The organism is Phenylobacterium sp., assembly GCF_024508875.1.
Taxonomy (GTDB): Bacteria; Pseudomonadota; Alphaproteobacteria; order Caulobacterales; family Caulobacteraceae; genus Phenylobacterium.
The window spans coordinates 1-1857 of the sequence record NZ_JANINU010000315.1 but is presented as its reverse complement, the minus strand read 5'-3'; the positions used below and the strand labels follow the sequence as shown (position 1 = coordinate 1857).

General features: G+C 67.8%; 2 protein-coding genes. Both read right to left on the bottom strand.

Annotated features, from left to right (window positions below):
• Positions 1-84: 84 nt before the first annotated feature.
• A complete protein-coding gene (gene hisB / locus Q0L11_RS20790; RefSeq protein ID WP_296599801.1) occupies positions 85-675 on the bottom strand; it encodes an imidazoleglycerol-phosphate dehydratase HisB in 591 nt (196 codons plus the stop codon).
• 2 nt (positions 676-677) lie between these two features.
• Positions 678-1667, bottom strand: a complete 990-nt coding sequence (locus Q0L11_RS20785) for an adenosine kinase (protein WP_296599800.1) — start codon at positions 1665-1667, stop codon at positions 678-680.
• Between the last annotated feature and the right edge of the window lie 190 nt (positions 1668-1857).

Below are 1857 nucleotides of genomic sequence, written 5' to 3'. Positions count from 1 at the left end.
GCGCGGACGAGGGCCTTTTCGGCCGAGCGAAGGTTGCCCGACCCGTAGTCGATCAGGGCGACGCTCTTCATCAGGATGGGTTTCCTAGAGCACGCCCTTGGTGGAGGGGGCGTGGCCGTGGGTCTTGGGGTCGAGTTCGATGGCCTGCCGCACGGCGCGGGCCAGGGCCTTGAAGCCGCTCTCGGCGATGTGGTGGCTGTTGGCCCCGTAGAGCGTTTCCAGGTGCACGCAGGCGCCGCCGTTCATGGCGAAGGCGTGGTGGAATTCCTTGAACAGCTCGGTGTCCATGTCGCCGACCTTGGGCGTGCGGAAGTCCACCTTCCAGATCAGGTAGGGCCGGTTCGAGAAGTCGATGGCGCAGCGCGAAAGGGTCTCGTCCATCGGGATGTAGGCATGGCCGAAGCGGCGGATGCCCTTGAAACCGTCGAGGGCTTCCTTGATCGCCTGGCCCAGGACGATGCCGGTGTCTTCCACCGTGTGGTGCATGTCGATGTGCAGGTCGCCCTTGGTCTCGACCTCGAGGTCGATGCCGCCGTGGCGGGCGAAGCTGTCCAGCATGTGGTCGAAGAAGCCGATCCCGGTCGAGACCTTGGAATTGCCGACACCGTCCAGGTCCACGGCCACGCGGATCTGGGTTTCCTTGGTGTTGCGGACGACTTCGGCCTTGCGGCTCATCCTTACAGTCCCTTGGAAGCGGCGAGGTCCTTCAGCGAAACCTGCGGCCGCGGCCCGTAGTGCGAGATCACCTCGGCCGCCGCGAGGGAGGCCAGCCGGCCGCAGTCGGCCAGCGGCCGCCCCTGCGACAGGCCGAAGAGGAACCCGGCCGCGTATTGGTCGCCCGCGCCGGTGGTGTCCACGACTTTCTCGACGCGCTCGGCCTGAATGTGCAGCGTCTCGCCCTTCGAGAGCACGACCGAGCCCTTTTCGCTGCGGGTGACCGCGGCGAGGTCGCAGCGGCGCAGGAGCTGTTCGCAGGCCGCGTCGAAGTCAGACGTTTCGAAGAGCGCCAGCAGCTCGGCCTCGTTGGCGAACAGGATGTCTACCTGGTTCTCGATGAAGCCCAGCAGGCCCCCGCGGTGGCGCTCGACCACGAAGCTGTCGGACATGGTCAGCGCGATCTTGCGGCCCGCGCCGTGGGCGAAGGCGGCCGCTTTGGCGAACGCGCGGCGTGCGGCTTCGGCGTCGAACAGGTAGCCTTCGAGGTAGACGATCTTCGAGGCCTCGACGACGTCCTGGTCGACGTCGCTGTCGGTGAACTCCACCGAGGCGCCGAGGTAGGTGCACATGGTGCGCTGGGCGTCGGGCGTGACGTTGATCATCGAGACGGCGGTGGCCGGGCCGCCCACCAGGGGCTTGTTCTCGAACCGGGCGCCCATGGCGCGCATGTCGTGGGCGAAGGTGCGGCCCAACTGGTCGTCGGCCACCTTGCCCATGAAGGCGCCCTTGCCGCCGAAGCTGGCGAGGCCCGCGATGGTGTTGGCCGCCGAGCCGCCCGAGGCTTCCACCGCCTGGGCCATCTTCGAATAGAGCGCCGCGCTGGCCTTGGGGTCGACCAGCATCATGGCGCCCTTGGTCAGGCCGTTCTCGCCCAGGAAGGCGTCGGTGCACGGCGCGATCACGTCGACGATGGCGTTGCCGATGGCGGCGACGTCGTAAAGCTCGGGCATTGCTGGCGGTTTTCCCTCGGGCGCGTAGGGGCCGGGCCTTACAGGGAAAGGGCGTGCGAGGCTAGCGGCGGCGTCCAATTGCTCCCCCTTTGGGGGAGCTGTCAGCGAAGCTGATTGAGGGGGTCATCCGAGGTCTGAGCGGACCCCCTCCGGCGCTGCGCGCCACCTCCCCCGAGGGGGGAGGAACTGG